Raw genomic sequence first — 19,060 nt, forward strand, 5'->3', positions numbered from 1 at the left:
AGGGACCGCCTGGCCTCCATCGAGGAGGCCAGGCACGGGAACATCTTGTTCGGTCTATCGGACATCGTTCGAAAAGTGTTGACGGCCCCGTGTGCACCGGCTGACACTCTCGCAACACGGCGTCATACAGCCGAAACAGCAGGGTGCCCAGGCGTCAGGGCCCGCCACCCACGCTCCCTTTGTTCCTTGAGCGATGAACGACGTCTCAACGAGGAGACTTGACATGCCGCAGACCGACCGGCCTCGCCGCCGCGCGAGACGCCTGGCGGGCCATCTCGCCGGGCTGACCGCCACGTCACTGTTCCTGGGTCTCGCCGGACCCGTCGCCCCCGCACGGGCGGCCGAGATCACCGACGGCCTGGCCCTGTGGTACAAGCTCGACGCCACCTCGGGCACCGCGGCGGCCGACGCCTCCGGGAACGGCCGGAACGGCACGGTCAGCGGCACCGCCAACTGGTCCGGCAGCGGCGAGGGTCTCGCCTTCAACGGCTCCGACACCTACATCAAGGTGCCGGACAACATCATGAGCGGCATGGACTCGATCTCCGTCTCGATGGACGTGAAGATCGACTCCACCCAGACCACCCCGTACTTCGTCTACGGCTTCGGCAACACCAGCAACGGCGTCGGCAACGGCTATCTGTTCACCACCGGCAACTCGTTCCGGACCTCCATCGCGTCCGGGAACTGGTCCACCGAGAAGACGACCCAAGGCCCCGGAGCGCTGCAGCGCTCCGTCTGGAAGCACGTCACGTACACCCAGACCGGCACCACGGGCGTCTTGTACGAGGACGGCGTGGAGGTGGCCCGCAACACGTCGGTCTCCGTCACCCCCGGCTCCATCGGCTCCGGCACCACGACGGCCAACTACATCGGCAAGTCCGTCTACACCAGCGACAAGCTCTTCAAGGGCAAGATCCGCGACTTCCGGGTGTACGACAGGGCGCTGGCCGGCTCGGAGGTCGAGCAGCTCTCCCTCCCCGTCGCCACTCAGGGCGTCGCCGACGACAAGGCCGCTCTCACCCTCGGCGACACCAGCGCCGTCGTCTCCGACCTGACCCTGCCGGCCACGGGCACGGCGGGCGGCTCCACGATCAGCTGGGACAGCGACACCCCGTCGGTGGTGTCGGACTCCGGTGCCGTCACGCGCCCGGCCGCCGGCGAGCCGGACGGCCGCGCCACGCTCACGGCGACCCTGAAGAAGGGTTCGGTGACCGACACCAAGACCTTCGACATCACGGTCCCGGCCGCGTTCGACGACGCCTCGGCCGCCGAGCAGGCCGCCGAGGCACTGAAGGTCGACAACCTCGACGACGTGCGCGGCAACCTCACCCTGCCGGCGACCGGCCAGTACGGCACGGAGGTCGCCTGGTCCTCCGCGAAGCCGGACGTCGTCTCAGGCGACGGCATCGTCCACCGCCCGGCGCACGGCGACGGCGGCACCACCGTCGAGCTGACCGCGACGGTCACCAAGGGCGACGCGAAGGCGACCCGCGCCTTCACCGCCAAGGTGCCCGAACTCCCCGCCGAGGAGCCCCTCAAGGGCTATATGTTCAGCTACTTCACCGGCGAGGGCACCTCGGACGGCGAGCAGCTCTACGCCGCCCTCAGCAAGGGCAACGACCCGCTGAAATGGCGGGAGCTGAACGACGGCAAGCCCGTCCTGACGTCCACGCTCGGCGAGAAGGGTCTGCGCGACCCGTTCATCATCCGCTCCCCCGAGGGCGACAAGTTCTACCAGATAGCCACCGACCTGCGGATCTACGGCAACGGCGACTGGGACGCCTCCCAGCGCACCGGCAGCAAGTCCATCATGGTCTGGGAGTCCACCGACCTGGTGAACTGGACCGACCAGCGCCTGGTCAAGGTCTCGCCCGACGCGGCCGGCAACACCTGGGCCCCGGAAGCCTTCTACGACGAGAAGCTCGGTTCGTACGTCGTCTTCTGGGCCTCGAAGCTGTACGACAACCCCGAGCACTCCGGCGACACGTACAACCGCATGATGTACGCGACGACGCGCGACTTCCGTACCTTCAGCGAGCCCAAGGTGTGGATCGACCGCGGCTACTCGGTCATCGACTCCACGATGATCAAGCAGGGCGACACCTACCACCGCCTGTCCAAGGACGAGCGGAACAACACCTCCTCCACCCCCAACAGCAAGTTCATCTTCCAGGAGAAGAGCGACTCGATCCTCGACGAATCCTGGGACTTCGTCGCCGAGGGCATCGGCAAGGGCGCGATGAACGCCGCGGAGGGCCCGCTGGTGTTCAAGTCCAACACCGAGGAGAAGTGGTACGCGTTCCTCGACGAGTTCGGCGGCCGCGGCTACATCCCCTTCGAGACGACGGACCTCGCCTCCGGCAACTGGACGCCGTCCACGGGATATGACCTGCCGTCAAAGCCCCGCCACGGCACGGTACTTCCGGTCACGCAGGCCGAGTACGACCGGCTGTTGAGGGCCTACCAGTCGGACCAGCTCGTCGAGTCGGTCGAGGACGTCAAGGTGACGACGGGCGTCGGTGACGCACCGGTCCTGCCGGCCACCGTGATCGCCGAGTACGCCGACGGCGTCAAGCGGCCCGTCTCCGTCACCTGGGACGACGTCCCGGCCTCGGCGTACGCGCAGGCCGGCACCTTCACGGTCACGGGCAGCCTGCCCGACGGCGCCGCGCTCAAGGCCAAGGCAGAGGTCACGGTCTCCACGGAGGGCCCCGACGTGCCGGCCGACCTGCTGCTCCGCTACGACTTCGACGAGACCGGCGGCAACATCGCCCGTGACTCCAGCGGGCACGGCTACCACGGCACGTACGTCCGTACGCCCGACTTCGGAACGGGGGTGAAGGACGGCTCCTTCAGGATGTCCGGCGGTTCCAGCTCCTCCACCACCTCCCCGTACGTCAGGATCCCGAACGGCGTGCTGAAGGGCGCTGACAGCGTCACCGTCTCCACGTACGTGAAGTGGAAGGGCGGGGACAACTTCCAATGGCTCTTCGGGCTGGGCCCGGACAACAACAAGTACCTCTTCGCCACCCCGTCCAACGGCGCCGGCAAGGTCTTCTCCGCGATCACCAAGGCCACTTGGTCGGGTGAGAAGCAGATGATCGGCGGCTCGCAGCTCACCCCCGGTGCGTGGAAGCACGTCACCGTCACGGTGAACGGCGCGACCGAGACGGCGGTCCTCTACGTCGACGGCGCCGAGGCGGCCCGGGCGACCGGGGTCACCATCAAGCCGTCCGAGATGTACGACGCGTCGAAGGGCTACTCCGGCTACATCGGCAGGTCCATGTACTCCCCCGACCCCTACTTCGGCGGCGAGGTGGACGACTTCCGGATCTACAACCGGGACCTGTCGCCCGCCGAGATCCTGGAGCTCAGCGGGAACACCACGGGTATCGCCTCGGCGACCCACCCCGCGCTGAAGGTCGACGCGATCATCGACGACGCGGACAGCAGGATCACGCTCCCGCTGACCGAGGGCAGTGATGTGACCGCCCTGGCACCGGAGTTCGGCCTCGCCCACGGCGCGACCATCAGCCCCGCGTCCGGCTCGCTCCACGACTTCACCGAGCCGGTGACGTACGAGGTGACCGGCTCGGACGGCAAGAAGCGCACCTGGACGGTCCGGGCCCTCGAGATGAAGAGCCCGGTCCTGCCGGGGCTCAACGCCGACCCGAACATCGTCCGATTCGGCGACACCTTCTACATCTACCCGACCACCGACGGCTTCCCGGGCTGGAGCGGCACGCAGTTCAAGGCGTACTCCTCCAAGGACCTGGTGCACTGGAAGGACCACGGAGTCATCCTCGACCTGGGCCCGGACGTGACGTGGGCCGACAGCAGGGCCTGGGCTCCGACGATCGAGGAGAAGAACGGCAAGTACTACTTCTACTTCTCCGCCGACGCGAACATCGGCGTCGCGGTCTCCGACTCGCCCACCGGCCCGTTCAAGGACCCCCTGGGCAAGCCGCTGATCGCCTCCGGCGCCTTCACCGGCCAGATGATCGACCCGGCGGTCTTCACCGACGACGACGGCCAGTCGTACCTCTACTGGGGCAACGGCAGGGCGTACGTCGTGCCGTTGAACGACGACATGGTCTCCTTCGACTCCTCGAAGGTCACCAACATCACCCCCAGCGGCTACAACGAGGGCACCTTCGTCATCAAGCGCAAGGGCACCTACTACTTCATGTGGTCGGAGAACGACACGCGGGACGAGAACTACCGCGTCGCCTACGCCACCGGGTCCTCGCCCACCGGTCCCTGGACCAAGAAGGGCGTGATCCTGGAGAAGGACCTCTCGCTCGGCATCAAGGGCCCCGGCCACCACTCGGTGGTGAAGGTGCCGAACACCGACGACTGGTACATCGCCTACCACCGTTTCGCCATCCCCGGCGGTGACGGCACCCATCGTGAAACCACCCTCGACAAGCTGGAGTTCGACTCCGACGGCCTGATCAAGAAGGTCGTACCGACACTGGCGAGCATCGACCCGGTCACCATCGTCCGCGCCGGCCCCGACGCCGCCGGCACCGAGGGCGGCGCGATCTCGCTCACCGGCACCATCTCCGGAGCCGGTGACCCGAAGTGGACGGTGGAGGCCGGAGCGCCCTGCGCCTTCTCCGACCCCTCCGCCATCCTGACCACGATCACCTGCGACGACGACGGCGCGTACGAGGTCACGCTGACCGGCGGCCGCAGCAGCGACACGCTCACCGTCACGGTGGACAACGCGGCGCCGGTGATCACGGCGGGTACGGGCCCGAAGGACCCGGTGGCGGCGGGCAAGGAGACAGTCGTCACGGCCGACTTCACCGACCTCGGCTCCGGCGACACCCAGACCTGCCGGGTCGACTGGAAGGACGGCACCGAACCGGCCACCGGAACGGTCAGCGGCTCCCGCTGCGAAGCCGGCCACACCTACACCAAGGCGGGCATTCACCGTCCGGAGATCACGGTTACGGACGACGACGGCGGCTCGGACAGCGCCAAGCTCCCCGAACTGATCGTGTACGACCGGGCGGCCGGGCCGATCGCGGGCGTCGGCGTGATCTCCTCCCCGGCCGGCGCCTACCCCGCCAAGCCCACCCTGACCGGTCCGGCGGGCTTCTCCTTCGGCGCCACGTACAAGAGGGGTGCCACCGTCCCGAGCGGCAACGCGACCTTCGACTACGCGGCCGCCAAGCTGAAGTTCCGTTCCACCTCCTCCGACTGGTTGGTGGTCACCGCCTCCGATGCCCAGTACCAGGGCTCCGGCACGGTCAACGGCACCAGCGGCTACGGCTTCCGCATCACCGTCACCAACTCCCCCGACACGTACCGCATCAAGATCTGGAAGAAGTCCACCGGCGACGTCCTCTACGACAACCTCACCGGCAGCAAGGCCTACGGCATCATCTTCGGCTGACGGCCCAACTCCCCACGACGGAGCGGCGCCCGGGACATTGCCCCGGGCGCCGCTCCGTGTGTGAGGGGGCAGCAAGTTCGGCCGTACAACTGCAGCGACTCCGCCCTCGCTTTAGTCTTCAAATAGTAGTTTGTTCACCGGGGGCTCTTGCATTCCACAGCTCAAGCTCGCGGGGCGGGAGAAACGAGACCAGTAAAGGATGAGCCGGCACAAGGACACAGCGGGAGAAGGACCGAAGGACCCATTCGACGAGGCCGGTTCGGCGCAGGCCGTCATCGACAGCACCGGCGCCGTTGCCGAATGGGGCGAGGGCGCCCAACGGCTGTTGGGGCACACACCGCCGGACGTCGTCGGCCGGCCCGCGGAGCGGCTGCTGGCCCCGGGCAGCGAGATCGCACTTCCCGAGGCGGAGTCCGACCGCTGGAGCGGCACCCTCACCCTGCGCCACCGCGACGGCCATGAGGTGTCCGTGTGGCTGCTCGCCCATCGCAGGCGGCCGGAACTCGGCGACAGCAGCGGGTGGCTGGTGATCTGCCCACTGGAGGACAGAGATCCACTGCCGTTCGACGACCCTTTGTCGACAGCGGTGTTGGCGCAGTCTCCGTGCCCCATGGCGATCTACGACGATCGGTTGCGGCTGCGCAGAATCAACGAGGCGATGGAACGCGTCATCGGTCTGCCCGAGGAGCGCATCCGTGGCCTGACGCTCACGGAGATCGGCGGCAAGCAGCAGAGCGAGGAACTCGAGCGACATCTGCGCCGGGCCTTCCTCACCGGGCAACGGCAGGACGTGGACGTCTACTTACGGACGGGTGGGGAGGAGCACGCACACCCGTGGTCTGCGAAGTTCGCGCCGCTGACCGACGCCGACGGCGTGGTACGCGGGGTCTGTCTGACCGCCCACGACATCACGGAGCAGGACCTGGCCCGTCAGCGGCTGCAGTTGGTCAACGAGGCGAGCATCCGCATCGGCACCACACTCGACGTCACACGCACCGCCCAGGAACTGGCCGATGTGTGCGTCCCCGGTCTCGCCGACTTCGTGAGCGTCGACCTCATGGACCCGCCGGACGACAGCGGCGAGTACCCCGCGAGCACACTGGCCGCCCCCGTGGTCCTGCGCCGCGCAGCCCATCGGTCCATCACGCCGGGATGCCCCGAAGCCGTGATCGAGCCCGGCGAAGCCGACGCGTATCCGGCCTCGTCACCGCAGGCCGACTCCCTGCTGGCCGGCCGGACGACCGTGAGGTCGGACCCGGTCTCCGCTCTCCAGGAATGGCTCGCCGGGGACTCGATACGCACCGAGCGGGTCAAGGAGTACGGCGTCCACTCGGCGATGTCGGTCCCGATCCGGGCCCGCGGCGCGACACTCGGCGTCGCCGTGTTCGTGCGGTACCGCAGTCCCGAAGCCTTCACGCCCGAGGATGTGCTGCTGGCCGAGGAGATCACGGCCAGGGCGGCCGTCTGCGTCGACAACGCCCGCCGTTTCTCCCGCGAGCGCGAGACCGCGCTGGTCCTGCAGCGCAGCCTGCTGCCGCAGACACTGCCCCGCACGGCGGCGCTGCAGACGGCCTCGAGCTACCTTCCGGCGGCGCGCGCGGAGGTGGGCGGGGACTGGTTCGACGTCATTCCGCTGTCCGGTCTGCGCGTCGCCATGGTCGTCGGTGATGTCGTCGGCCACGGGATCCAGGCTTCCGCCACCATGGGACGACTCCGCTCGGCACTGCGTACGCTCGCCGACGTCGACCTGGCGCCGGACGAACTGCTGACGCACCTGGACGACCTCGTCATCCGGCTCTCCGCGGAGGCCGGGAACAGAGGGGCCACCGGCGAGGTGGGCGCCACCTGTCTGTACGCGGTGTACGACCCGGTCTCGCGCCGCTGCTCGTTCGCCAGGGCCGGCCATCCGCCACCCGTCATGGTTGTCCCGGGCCGTTCCCCCCAGCAGATCGACGTACCCGCGGGTCCGCCGCTGGGCGTGGGCGGACTGCCCTTCGAGTGCATGGAACTCGAACTGCCCGAAGGCACCGTGCTCGCTCTGTGCACCGACGGCCTGATCGAGAATCGCGGTCGGGACGTCGACGCGAGTTATGAGCTCCTGTGTCAGGTGCTGTCGCGATCCGCCGGTTCGCTGGACGAGACGTGCCAGGATCTCGTACGGACCCTGCTCCCCCCTGAGGGTGCGGCCGACGACGTGGCACTCCTGCTGGCCCGCACGCAGGGCCTGGAGGCCTCTCGGGTCGCGACCTGGGACGTTCCCCCTGACCCGGCCCTTGTGGCAAGGACCAGGAAGGACGCCGTCGAACAGCTGGACGTCTGGGGCCTGGACGAGACGGCGTTCGCGGCCGAACTCGTGGTGAGCGAACTCGTCACGAACGCCATCCGGTACGGCAGCCCGCCCGTCCGGCTGCGTCTGATCCACGAGGACGCCACGCTGATCTGCGAGGTGTCGGACGGCAGCAGCGCGGCCCCGCACCTGCGCCGGGCCAGGACCTTCGACGAGGGCGGTCGCGGACTGCTGCTCGTCGCCCAGCTCACCGAGCGCTGGGGCAGCCGCCACACGGACGACGGCAAGACGATCTGGGCGGAGCTGTCATTGAGCTGATGACCGCGACAGCGAGGGAGTCCCCTCCGAGGAGGGGACTCCCTCGCCTGCGCCGTTCGTTGACCGGAGCCTACGTCCGGTCAGGTCTTCTTACGAGCCGTCATCGCCCGCTGGATCAGGATGAAGGCGCACAGCAGCACACCGGTGGCGATTTTCGTCCACCAGGAGCTGAGCGTGCCCTCGAACTGGATGATGCTCTTGATCAGGCCCAGTACCAGCACGCCGAACAGGGTGCCGATCACATAGCCGGAGCCGCCCGTGAGCAGCGTGCCGCCGATGACGACCGCGGCGATCGCGTCGAGTTCCATGCCCGTGGCGTGCAGCGGGTCACCGGACTGGATGTAAAGGGTGAACAGCAGTCCGGCGAGCGCCGAGCAGAAGCCGCTGATCGTGTAGACGGCGATCTTCGTGCCGCCCTGCGGAAGGCCCATCAGCAGGGCCGACTGTTCGTTGCCGCCGACGGCGTACACCCGGCGTCCGAAGCGCGTGTAGTGCAGGACGTAGAACGCCACGGCGAGGACGACCAGCGAGACGATCGCACCGATCGAGAGGAAGCCCGCCCCCAGCGACACCTGCGCCCCGGCCATGCTGCTCACCGAAGAGTCGCCGATGGAGATCGACTCCTTGCTGATGACCAGGCACAGGCCCCGGAAGAGGAAGAGACCGGCCAGGGTCACGATGAAGGGCTGGATCTCGAAGTTGTGGATCACATAGCCCATCAGGAAGCCACCGAAGGCGCCCACGGCCAGCGCCATGGGGATGACGACCAGGATCGGCAGGCCCTGACGTTCCACCAGCCATGCCGTGAACATGGTCGTGAAGCCGATCACGGAGCCCACGGACAGGTCGATGCCGCCGGACAGGATGACGAAGGTGACTCCGACGGCGGCGACCAGCAGATAACCGTTGTCGATGAACAGGTTCATGAAGACCTGTGGTTCGCCGAACCCGTAGTTCTGGTACCGGCTCAGGCCCGCCACGTACATCGCCAGGAAGAGACCGGCCGTCACCAGGACGGGCAGCCGCCGGTCGCCGAGCAGCTGCGCTGCCTTGGACGGAGTACGGCTGTCCGGGGCCGGGGGGCGCTTGGTGGTCGTGGTCGTGCTCATCACGACACCTCCATCTTGGGAGCGGCCTCGGTCGCCTTGGCGGTCTGCGCCGGTGCCACGGCGGGCTGACCGGTGCCGCCCTTCGCGCCGGGCTTGTTTCCGAACCTGCCGCCGAGGACCTTGGCGCGGAACTTCGGGGACTGCAGCAGGCAGACGACGATGACGACGGCGGCCTTGAAGACCAGGTTGGTCTGGGTCGGCACGCCGATGGTGTAGATCGTGGTGGTCAGGGTCTGGATGACGAGGGCGCCGATCACCGTGCCGCCGATGGAGAACCGGCCGCCCAGCAGAGAGGTGCCGCCGATCACCACGGCGAGGATCGCGTCGAGCTCGATCCACAGGCCGGCGTTGTTGCCGTCCGCGGCCGAGGTGTTGGAGCTGATCATCAGGCCCGCGATGCCCGCGCACAGGGCGCAGAACACATACACCATGATCTTGATACGCCGGGAGCGGATGCCCACCAGGCGGCTGGCCTCCGCGTTGCCGCCGACCGACTCGACGAGCAGACCGAGCGCCGTGCGGCGGGTCAGCGCCACGGTGACGGCCACGACCACGGCCACCACGAAGATGGAGAAGGGCAGCGTCAGCCAGTAGCCGCCGCCGATGAGCTTGTACGGCTCGCTGTTGATGGTGATGATCTGGCCGTCGGTGACCAGCTGGGCGACCCCGCGTCCGGCGACCATGATGATCAGCGTGGCGATGATCGGCTGGATGCCCATCCTGGCGACCAGGAAGCCGTTCCACAGTCCGCAGACGACCGCGGCCAGCAGTCCGATGCCCATGGCGAGGAACACCCCGGACAGGGCGCTCTGATCGGACTGGTCGCTGATGTACGAACAGGTCAGGGCCCCGGTGATCGCGACCACGGCGCCGACGGAGAGGTCGATGCCGCCGGTGGCGATGACCAGGGTCATGCCGACCGCCACCAGGATGAGGGGCGAGCCGAACAGCACGATCGAGACGAGGCTGCCGTGGAGGTGGCCGTTCGTCATGCGGATCGAGAAGAAGTCAGGCGTAAAGGGAACGTTGACGAGCAGCAGCACGACCAGGACCACCACCGGCCAGAACAGGTGGTGGTGCGTCAGCGCTCGCCATCGAGGGGTGGTGGTCACTGGTGCTCTCCGCTCGCGATGGTCTCCAGGATCCGGCTGGGAGTGATCTCGGGCCCGTTGGCGATCTGCGCGACCAGCCGGCGATCGCGGAGGACTCCGATGGTGTGACTGAGCCGGAGTACCTCCTCCAGCTCGGCCGCGATGTACAGCACGGACATGCCCTCTTCGGAGAGTGAGACGACGAGCTTCTGGATCTCCGCCTTCGCTCCGACGTCGATGCCGCGCGTCGGTTCGTCGAGAATCAGCAGCTTCGGCTGGGTGATCAGCCAGCGGGCGAGCAGTACCTTCTGCTGGTTGCCGCCGCTGAGCAGGCCGACGCGGGCCTCCGGGTTGGCGGGGCGGATGTCCAGCGCCTTGATGTACTTGGCGACGAGTTCGTCACGCTGGGAGGCGGGGATGGGCCGGGTCCAGCCGCGGGCCGCCTGGAGGGCGAGGATGATGTTCTCGCGCACCGTCAGATCGGGTACGAGGCCCTCGCTCTTGCGGTTCTCGGAGCAGAAGGCGACACCCGCGCCGATCGCGTCGTTCGGGGCGCTCATCGAGACCTGCTTGCCGCCGATGGACACCTTGCCGCTGTCGGGCTGGTCGGCGCCGAACAGAAGCCGGGCGAGTTCGGTGCGGCCCGAGCCGAGCAGGCCGGCGAGTCCGAGGACCTCGCCCTTCTTGATCTCCAGGTCGAAGGGGGCGATGCCACCCGTCCTGCCGAGGCCGTCCGCCTGGACCAGCGTCTCACCGACTTCGGAGCGCAGCTGGTGCTCGTGGAGGCCCTCGAGCTGGCCCAGGGCTTTGCCGATCATGAGCTGGATCAGTCCGACCTGGTCGAGATCGCTCACCATGTGTTCGCCGACGAGAGCGCCGTTGCGCAGAACGGTCATCCGGTCGCAGATCTCGTAGATCTGGTCGAGGAAGTGGGAGACGAAGAGGATCGCGACGCCTTCGTCCCTCAACTGCCGCATCAGGCGGAACAGTTCGAGGACTTCGTCGCGGTCGAGGCTGGAGGTCGGCTCGTCCAGGACCAGCACCTTGGTGCCGGAACCCTCGCCGTCGCTGTCGCCGGTGCCCACCGACCGTACGATCGCGACCAGTTGCTGCACGGCCAGCGGGTACGAGGACAGGGGCGCGGTGACGTCGATGTCGAGGCCGAGCCGGTCGACCAGCTCCGCCGCCTCCTTGCGCATGCGCTTCCACTGGATGCGGCCCGCGCGGGTGGGTTCACGTCCGATGAAGATGTTCTCCGCCACCGACAGGTTGGGGCAGAGGTTCACCTCCTGGTAGACCGTACTGATGCCGGCCTGCTGCGCCTGCAGCGGGCTGTCGATCTGAACGGGCTGCCCGTCGAGGGTGATCGTGCCGCCGTCCAGCGAGTAGACGCCGGTCAGCACCTTGATGAGGGTGGATTTCCCAGCTCCGTTCTCGCCCATCAGGGCGTGGATCTCGCCGGGGAAGAGCCGGAAGTCGACACCCGACAGAGCCCGTACCCCCGGAAACTCTTTGACTATGCCCGTCATCTCCAGGACGGGCTGCGGCTCTGCCATGGCAGCGCTCCTCATGAATTTCGTTCAGGCCCGCAGGGAGCCCCCTGGCCGGCCCTCTGGACGGAGGGCTCGGTCGGGCGGAGGCTCCCTGCCGGTGGGTGCGGTCGGTCAGTACTTGCGGGTCGGGAGCGCTTCCTTGGCCTGGTCCTGCATGAAGTCGCTCTCCTTGGTCTTGATCCAGCGCTCGACCGTCTCGCCGTCCTTGACCTTCTGCACGACCTCCATCAGCTGAGGGCCGAGCAGCGGGTTGCACTCGACGATGGCGTTGATCTTGCCCTCGGACATCGCGACGAAGCCGTCCTTCACGCCGTCGACCGTGACGATCAGGATGTCCTTGCCGGGCTTCTTGCCGGCCGCCTCGATGGCCTGGATGGCGCCGATGCCCATGTCGTCGTTGTGCGCGAACAGCACGTCGATGTCCGGGTTGGACTGCAGGAAGGCCGCCATGACCTGCTTGCCGCCGGCGCGGGTGAAGTCACCGGTCTGGCTGACGACGATCTTCCAGTCGTCCTTGTGGTCCGCGTCCATGACCTCCTTGAAGCCCTTGGCACGCTCGATCGCGGGGGCGGCACCGGTGGTGCCCTCCAGCTGAGCGATCTTCACGGGGCCCTTGTGGCCGGCCTTCTCGAGGACCTTCTCCAGGATCTTGGCCGCGCGCCGGCCCTCGTCCGTGAAGTCGGAGCCGACCAGGGTCACGAACAGGGAAGGGTCGGAGGTGTCGACGGAGCGGTCGGTGAGGACCACCGGGATCTTCTTGGCCTTGGCCTCCTTGAGCACCGCGTCCCAGCCGGTGACGACCACCGGCGAGAAGGCTATGACGTCCACCTTCTGGGCGATGAAGCTGCGGATCGCGGAGATCTGGTTCTCCTGCTTCTGCTGCGCGTCGGAGAACTTGAGCGTGTAGCCCGCCTCCTTGGCCGCGCTCTTCACCGAGTCGGTGTTGGCGGAGCGCCAGCCGCTCTCCGAGCCGACCTGGGAGAAGCCGAGGGTGAGCTTCTTGCCGCCGCTGCCGCCGTCGGAGGAGCTCGAGGAGCTCTCGTCCTCCTTGGCGCAGGCCGCCAGGCCGCCCGCGGCCGCCACGCCGACCGCCGCGGTGAGGAAGTTCCTTCTGTTGAGCATGTCTTCTCCTTTGAAGTGCCGGCCCGGCGAGGGACTCGCTGGTACTCGGTGGAACGGCCGGCCACACTACGTCCAGCCTGTCGATCATTGTTCGAAATACCGGTCACGCTGGTGCGTGCAGGGCGACCGGTTGCGACCGCGTCAGTCGGGAGGGCCCTCCGGTTGGGAGGCGTACGGAGATTGAGGGCCGTACGGAAAAGTACTGGCGCGGACGACGAGTTGGGGTTCGATGGCGATCCGGGCTGTCCCGGAAGGGGTCCGGCCCTCCATGAGGTCGAGGAGCAGGGCGATGCTCCGCTCGCCCACAGTCGAGAAGTCCTGCCGGACGGTGGTGAGCGGAGGTGCGAAGAACTCCGACTCCGGGATGTCGTCGAAGCCGACCACCGCCACGTCCTGGGGGGTTCTCACACCCGCCTCACGCAAGGCCCGCAACACCCCCAGTGCCATCTGGTCGTTGGCGACGAAGACGGCGGTCAGCCCCCGGCCCACCCAGCCGGCCAGTTCCTGGCCGGCACGGTAGCCCGACAGCGGACTCCAGTCACCCCTCAGCGGCAGCGGCGGTTCGACGCCCGCCTCGTCGAGGGTCGCCCGCCAGCCGGCGGTCCGGTCCGCCGCCTCCTGCCAGTCCTCGGGCCCGGCGAGATGCCAGACCCTGCGGTGGCCGGCGGCCAGCAGATGACCGGTGGCCAGCCGCGCGCCCAGCTGCTGGTCCACATTGACGCTGGGGACCTCCGCGCCGGACCCGGTGCCCACCGCCACCACCGGGAAGGGGTAGCGGAGTTCGGCGAGGGCCTCGACCGCCGACCGCTGCGGGGCGATGGCGATGACGCCTTCCACCCCGCCCTCGCTGAGGCGGTCCAGGGCCTCGGACAGCGTCTCCACCGTCAGCCTGCGCAGACTGACCGTCGAGACGAGGTACCCCTCGGCGCGAGCCGCTTCCTCCAGCGCGAACAACGTGCTGGCCGGCCCGTAGAGCGTGGTGTTGGAGGCGACCACACCCAGGGTCCGGGTGCGCCGGGTCGCCAGTGCCCGTGCCGAGAAGTTACGGCGGTAGCCCATCTCGTCGATCGCGCGCAGCACCTTGGCCCGGGTCTCGTCCCGCACATTGGGGTGATCCCCCAGCACGCGGGACACGGTCTGGTGTGACACCCCTGCCAGTCGTGCGACATCCGCCATGGTGGGCGGCCGAAGCTGTGCTTGTGTCACGGCCACACCTCCTTGGATGCCGTTGAACACCGTTGGCCGACGACGAACGCCGACCGGTTGATGCGGACGTCATTGTGAGCGCTAACAATCCATGGCGGTCAAGAGGGCTGCAAGGAGAAGGCGTCACGGTTGAATAACACGGCAAACGGTGGGGGTTGAGGCGGCGGCCGACTGCGGCGGCGGAGCCCCTCCGAGACGAAAGCCCCGGCCACGAGGTATTGACGTGCGGTTCCTCATGGCCGTATATCGATGTGGGTCGCAACTCCCTTGGCGTGCACGGGACTTGGACAACGTTGTTAACGCCGTCCGCCGACGGCTCGACGACGCTCGCCGCACGCACGAGAAGCCGTACACACCGAAGAGGCCGCACCCTTGCCGGCGGGTGCGACCTCTCGCCTGTCGGCCCAGGAGGCAGTCAGTCAGAGCTTGACGATCATCTTCCCGGTGTTATCGCCGCGCAGGACGCCGAGGAACGCCTCCAGGTTGTTCTCGATGCCCTCGACGACGGTCTCGCGGTACTTGAGCTCCCCGGAGCGGACCCAGGGGCCGACTTCCTGGACGAACTGGGGCTGCAGGTCGTAGTGGTCGCCGACCAGGAAGCCCTCGATGCGGCCGCGGGTCTGGATGAGGCGGGCAAGGTTCCTCGGGCCGGGGGCGGGCTCGGTGTTGTTGTAGACGGAGATCATGCCGCAGACGGCGATCCGGCCGTCCCGGTTGAGGGAGCCGATGGCCGCCTCCAGGTGATCCCCGCCCACATTGTCGAAGTAGATGTCGACACCATCGGGAGCGGCCTCGCGCAGCTGCTTGCTCACCTGGCCGTTCTTGTAGTTGAAGGCGGCGTCGAAGCCGTACTCCTCGACGAGCAGCCTGACCTTCTCGTCGGACCCGGCGGACCCGATGACGCGCGAAGCGCCCTTGAGCTTGGCGATCTGTCCCACCTGGCTGCCGACGGCACCGGCCGCGCCCGACACGAAGACGGAGTCGCCCTCCTTGAAGGAGGCGGTGCGCAGCAGGCCGGCGTACGCGGTGAGTCCGGTCATGCCGAGGACACCGAGGTAGGCGGACGGGGGGGCGAGCTCCGGGTCGACCTTGACGGCCTGAGGGGCGTTCACCAGGGAGTACTCGCGCCAGCCGAGCCAGTGCAGGACGTGGTCGCCCACCGCGAAGCCCTCGGCGTTGGAGGCGATGACCTCGCCGACGGCGCCGCCCTGCATGGCCTTGCCGAGCTCGAAGGGCGCGACGTACGACTTCGCGTCGCTCATACGGCCGCGCATGTACGGGTCCACGCTCAGGTACTGGTTGCGTACCAGCACCTGGCCCGGGCCCGGCTGCTCGACCTCGGTCTCGACGAGGGCGAAATCCTCGGGCTTGGGCCAGCCGACGGGGCGGCTGAGAAGGTGCCATTCGCGGTTGATCATGAGAGCCTTTCCATTTACTTCAGTACCTGAAACAAGCATGCTCCCGAATATTTCAGGTTGTCAAGTAATGGGGGTACGCTGGAGTCCATGGCAGCTCCCCAGAAGACCCGCCCCGATGCCCTCACCCTCGAGGTCGTCGACCTCATCGGCACGGTGGTGGCCCGCTACCACGAGGAGTACGACGACGCTGCCGCCGAGCATGCGCTGACGGGCGCGCAGGCGCGCTTGCTGAGCCTGCTCTCGCTGGAGCCGCTGCCCATGCGGCGGCTGGCACAGAAGCTCAAGTGCGAGCCGTCGAACGTGACCGGGATAGTGGACCGGCTGGAGTCGCGCGGGCTGGTCGAGCGGCGGCCCGATCCGGGTGACCGGCGCGTGAAGCTGGCGGCGGTGACGGATGAGGGGCGACGGGTCGCCCGGGGACTTCGTGACTCGCTGCACTTCGCGCGCGAGCCGCTGGCCGAGTTGTCGCGGGATGAGCGGTTGGCTTTGCGGGACCTGCTGCTGCGGATGCTTGGGACTCCGTCCTGAGGCCGGGGCGCCTACGGGGGTGGGGAGTTGAGGCCGCGGGCGGCTGCGGGTCTGTCGCGGCTGGTCGCGCGCACGCGGCGGAGCCGCATATGTCACAGCTCGCACCTCTTTAGGGCGCGCCGCCCGAACCGTGACGCACCTGAGAGCACCGTCCGACACGCCCCAAAATTAGAACCATTCTTTTTCTTGAACCATTCGTGTTTGTAGGGGTAGGTTGGGCGCATGACCACCTCCCAGCCTGCGACCACCGCCGCTGAGCTGCGCGGTGTCGGCCTGCGGGTGACGGCCGGCCGTGTCGCTTTGCTGGAGACTGTCCGCCGCGGTGACCACCTCGGAGTCGAGGCGATCGCCTCCGGGGTGCGCGAGCGTGTGGGCCAGGTCTCCCTGCAGGCCGTGTACGAGGGCCTGCACGCGCTCGTCGCGGCGGGCCTCGTACGCCGTATCGAACCGCCCGGCAGCCCGGCCCGGTTCGAGGGGCGTGTCGGGGACAACCATCACCACCTCGTGTGCCGGTCGTGCGGCGTCCTCGCCGACGTCGACTGCGCGGTCGGCCACGCCCCCTGCCTTGCCGCATCCGACGACCGCGGCTTCGCCATCGACGAGGCCGAGGTCATCTACTGGGGCCTGTGCCCCGACTGTTCCACCCCCGCGGTACCTGAGCACCGTGATCACTAGTAGTTCGGAAGGATTCCCCCATGGCCGAGAACCCCGACGCAATCGTCACCGATCCCAAGGCGGAGGGCGCGGGCGGCTGCCCGGTCGCGCACGGGCGTGCCCTGCACCCGACGCAGGGTGGCGGCAACCGCCAGTGGTGGCCTGAGCGGCTCAACCTGAAGATCCTTGCCAAGAACCCCGCCGTGGCCAACCCGCTGGGCGAGGAGTTCGACTACGCCGAGGCGTTCAAGAACCTCGACCTGGCGGCGGTGAAACAGGACATCGCCGAGGTGCTCAGCACCTCGCAGGACTGGTGGCCCGCCGACTTCGGCAACTACGGCCCGCTGATGATCCGTATGGCCTGGCACAGCGCCGGCACCTACCGCATCAGCGACGGCCGCGGCGGCGCCGGGGCCGGGCAGCAGCGCTTCGCCCCGCTCAACAGCTGGCCGGACAACGGCAACCTGGACAAGGCGCGCCGTCTGCTGTGGCCGGTCAAGAAGAAGTACGGCCAGAACATCTCCTGGGCCGACCTCATGATCCTCACCGGCAACGTCGCCCTGGAGCAGATGGGCTTCGAGACCTTCGGCTTCGCAGGCGGCCGTGAGGACGTCTGGGAGCCCGAGGAGGACGTGTACTGGGGCCCCGAGACCACCTGGCTCGACGACCAGCGCTACAGCGGTGACCGCGAGCTGGAGAACCCCCTCGGCGCCGTCCAGATGGGCCTCATCTACGTCAACCCGGAGGGCCCGAACGGCAACCCGGACCCGATCGCCGCGGCCCGCGACATCCGGGAGACGTTCCGCCGCATGGCGATGAACGACGAGGAGACGGTCGCCCTGATCGCGGGCGGTCACACCTTCGGCAAGACCCACGGTGCGGGCCCGGCGGACGCCGTCGGCAACGACCCCGAGGCCGCCTCCATGGAGGAGATGGGCCTGGGCTGGAAGAGCACCCACGGCACCGGCAAGGGCGGCGACGCCATCACCTCCGGCCTGGAGGTGACGTGGACGGAGACGCCCACGCAGTGGAGCAACAACTTCTTCAAGAACCTCTTCGAGTACGAGTACGAGCTCACCCAGAGCCCGGCCGGCGCGAACCAGTGGGTGGCGAAGAACGCCGAGGCGATCATCCCCGACGCGCACGACCCGTCGAAGACGAAGCTTCCGACGATGCTCACCACCGACCTGTCGCTGCGCTTCGACCCGATCTACGAGCCGATCTCGCGCCGCTTCTACGAGAACCCCGACCAGTTCGCGGACGCCTTCGCCCGCGCCTGGTACAAGCTGACCCACCGCGACATGGGCCCGAAGTCGCTGTACCTCGGCCCGGAGGTCCCGGAGGAGACCCTGATCTGGCAGGACCCGCTGCCGGAGGCGGAGGGTGAGGCCATCGACGCCGCTGACATCGCGTCCCTCAAGGCCAAGCTCCTCGACTCGGGCCTGACCGTCTCGCAGCTGGTCAGCACCGCGTGGGCGTCGGCCTCGACGTTCCGCGGCAGCGACAAGCGCGGCGGCGCCAACGGCGCGCGCATCCGCCTGGAGCCGCAGCGCAGCTGGGAGGCCAACGACCCCGACCAGCTCGCGACGGTCCTGCGCACCCTCGAGGGCATCCAGCAGGAGTTCAACAGCTCCGGCTCCAAGAAGGTCTCCCTGGCCGACCTGATCGTGCTCGGCGGCTCGGCGGCCGTGGAGAAGGCCGCCAAGGACGCGGGCCACGACATCGAGGTGCCCTTCACCCCGGGTCGTGTCGACGCGACGGAGGAGCACACCGACGCGGAGTCCTTCGCCGCGCTGGAGCCCTTCGCCGACGGCTTCCGCAACTACCAGGGCAAGGGCAACCGCCTGCCGGCCGAGTACCTGCTGCTCGACAGGGCGAACCTGCTCACCCTGAGCGCTCCCGAGATGACGGCCCTCGTCGGTGGCCTGCGTGTCCTGGGCGCGAACCAGCAGCAGTCGCAGCTCGGCGTGCTCACAGAGACGCCCGGCAAGCTGACGAACGACTTCTTCGTCAACCTGCTCGACCTGGGTACGACCTGGAAGTCGACGTCCGCCGACCAGACCACGTTCGAGGGGCGCGATGCCGCCACCGGCGAGGTCAAGTGGACGGGCACCCGTGCCGACCTCGTCTTCGGCTCGAACTCCGAGCTGCGGGCGCTCGCCGAGGTCTACGCGAGCGATGACGCGAAGGCGAAGTTCGTGAAGGACTTCGTCGAGGCGTGGGACAAGGTCATGAACCTGGACCGGTTCGACGTGGTCTGATCTCGGCTCATCGCTCCGGTCATTCCGAGTACGACCTGAGTACGAAGTCCGGGCCGGCCCGCTGGGGCCGGCCCGGACTTCTCAGTTCCGGCCGGCAGGACGGGCA

Annotated in this window: 11 protein-coding genes; 5 read left to right on the top strand and 6 right to left on the bottom strand. The window is 68.2% G+C overall.

Going from position 1 to position 19,060, the window contains the following annotated elements:
- Positions 1–223 precede the first annotated feature (223 nt).
- Together ACGFNK_RS00145 and ACGFNK_RS00150 are read left to right on the top strand one after the other, a co-directional pair.
- Positions 224–5,407 (top strand): family 43 glycosylhydrolase, encoded by a 5,184-nt coding sequence (locus ACGFNK_RS00145; RefSeq protein WP_393410319.1) that lies wholly within the window; start codon positions 224–226, stop codon positions 5,405–5,407.
- 199 nt (positions 5,408–5,606) lie between these two features.
- Complete coding sequence (locus ACGFNK_RS00150) at positions 5,607–8,012, top strand: SpoIIE family protein phosphatase (RefSeq protein ID WP_393410321.1); 2,406 nt, start codon at positions 5,607–5,609, stop codon at positions 8,010–8,012.
- Positions 8,013–8,092: 80 nt separating this feature from the next.
- On the opposite strand, the gene yjfF is transcribed toward ACGFNK_RS00150, so the two are convergent.
- The 6 genes from yjfF to ACGFNK_RS00180 form a co-directional block, all read right to left on the bottom strand.
- Positions 8,093–9,121 carry a galactofuranose ABC transporter, permease protein YjfF gene (gene yjfF, locus ACGFNK_RS00155; RefSeq protein ID WP_393410323.1) on the bottom strand — a complete coding sequence of 343 codons (1,029 nt, stop codon included), beginning with the start codon at positions 9,119–9,121 and terminating at the stop codon, positions 8,093–8,095.
- Positions 9,121–10,233 (bottom strand): ABC transporter permease, encoded by a 1,113-nt coding sequence (locus ACGFNK_RS00160; protein ID WP_393410325.1) that lies wholly within the window; start codon positions 10,231–10,233, stop codon positions 9,121–9,123. Before ACGFNK_RS00160 ends, yjfF begins: the two co-directional genes overlap by 1 nt.
- Positions 10,230–11,768: a sugar ABC transporter ATP-binding protein gene (locus ACGFNK_RS00165; protein WP_393410327.1), complete on the bottom strand. Its 1,539-nt coding sequence runs from the start codon at positions 11,766–11,768 to the stop codon at positions 10,230–10,232. The genes ACGFNK_RS00160 and ACGFNK_RS00165 overlap by 4 nt, the downstream gene beginning before the upstream one ends.
- A 108-nt stretch (positions 11,769–11,876) precedes the next feature.
- Complete coding sequence (locus ACGFNK_RS00170) at positions 11,877–12,887, bottom strand: ABC transporter substrate-binding protein (RefSeq protein ID WP_393410330.1); 1,011 nt, start codon at positions 12,885–12,887, stop codon at positions 11,877–11,879.
- A gap of 141 nt (positions 12,888–13,028) precedes the next feature.
- The gene (locus ACGFNK_RS00175) at positions 13,029–14,093 is read right to left on the bottom strand and encodes a LacI family DNA-binding transcriptional regulator (RefSeq protein WP_393410333.1); all 1,065 of its coding nucleotides are present in this window, start codon (positions 14,091–14,093) and stop codon (positions 13,029–13,031) included.
- Between the two features lie 419 nt (positions 14,094–14,512).
- Entirely contained in the window at positions 14,513–15,511 is a 999-nt protein-coding gene (locus ACGFNK_RS00180) for an NADP-dependent oxidoreductase (protein WP_393410336.1), read from the bottom strand.
- An 87-nt stretch (positions 15,512–15,598) separates the two neighbouring features.
- On the opposite strand from ACGFNK_RS00180, the gene ACGFNK_RS00185 reads away from it, so the two are divergent.
- The 3 genes from ACGFNK_RS00185 to katG all read left to right on the top strand — a co-directional run bounded on the left by ACGFNK_RS00185 (position 15,599) and on the right by katG (position 18,954).
- Positions 15,599–16,039, top strand: a complete 441-nt coding sequence (locus ACGFNK_RS00185) for a MarR family winged helix-turn-helix transcriptional regulator (RefSeq protein ID WP_386348239.1) — start codon at positions 15,599–15,601, stop codon at positions 16,037–16,039.
- Positions 16,040–16,261: 222 nt separating this feature from the next.
- Positions 16,262–16,714: a Fur family transcriptional regulator gene (locus ACGFNK_RS00190; RefSeq protein WP_393410339.1), complete on the top strand. Its 453-nt coding sequence runs from the start codon at positions 16,262–16,264 to the stop codon at positions 16,712–16,714.
- 20 nt (positions 16,715–16,734) lie between these two features.
- Positions 16,735–18,954 carry a catalase/peroxidase HPI gene (gene katG, locus ACGFNK_RS00195; RefSeq protein WP_393410341.1) on the top strand — a complete coding sequence of 740 codons (2,220 nt, stop codon included), beginning with the start codon at positions 16,735–16,737 and terminating at the stop codon, positions 18,952–18,954.
- Positions 18,955–19,060: the final 106 nt, after the last annotated feature.

It is taken from the genome of Streptomyces sp. NPDC048825 (genome assembly GCF_043198355.1).
GTDB classification, from domain to species: domain Bacteria; phylum Actinomycetota; class Actinomycetes; order Streptomycetales; family Streptomycetaceae; genus Streptomyces; species Streptomyces xiangluensis.